Raw genomic sequence first — 426 nt, 5'->3', positions numbered from 1 at the left:
TGAGAGATTCGAACTCCCGGCCTTTTGATTCGTAGTCAAACGCTCTATCCAGCTGAGCTAAGGGCGCAAATATTGGAGCGGAAGACGGGAATCGAACCCGCGACCCTCGCCTTGGCAAGGCGATGCTCTACCGCTGAGCCACTTCCGCATAAAAATAGTTAAAGATGACGGAACCGACGGGATACTCTCACTTCGTTCGAGACTGCGAAGCGAATGCTCTCGAAGTTAATGCTCCGACGAACCCCAAAACGGATTCTCATCCCTGAAGCTTGTAAAGATGGCGGAACCGACGGGATTCGAACCCGCGATCTCCTGCGTGACAGGCAGGCATGTTAGGCCAACTACACCACGGTTCCAGATCACTTTCGGTTAGGAAAGCTACAATTGCGGGGGCAGGATTTGAACCTGCGGCCTTCGGGTTATGAG

General features: G+C 53.3%; 3 tRNA genes. All 3 read right to left on the bottom strand.

Annotated elements, in window-relative coordinates:
* Positions 1-59, bottom strand: a tRNA-Arg gene (locus AB4Z30_RS30040).
* 14 nt (positions 60-73) lie between these two features.
* Positions 74-148: transfer RNA gene (locus AB4Z30_RS30035), tRNA-Gly, on the bottom strand.
* A gap of 130 nt (positions 149-278) precedes the next feature.
* Positions 279-356, bottom strand: a tRNA-Asp gene (locus AB4Z30_RS30030).
* Between the last annotated feature and the right edge of the window lie 70 nt (positions 357-426).

The sequence above is a fragment of the Paenibacillus sp. 2TAF8 genome (assembly GCF_052114825.1).
GTDB lineage: Bacteria > Bacillota > Bacilli > Paenibacillales > Paenibacillaceae > Paenibacillus.
The sequence above is the reverse complement of the archived record's forward strand: the minus strand, read 5'-3'. Positions and strand labels throughout refer to the sequence as shown.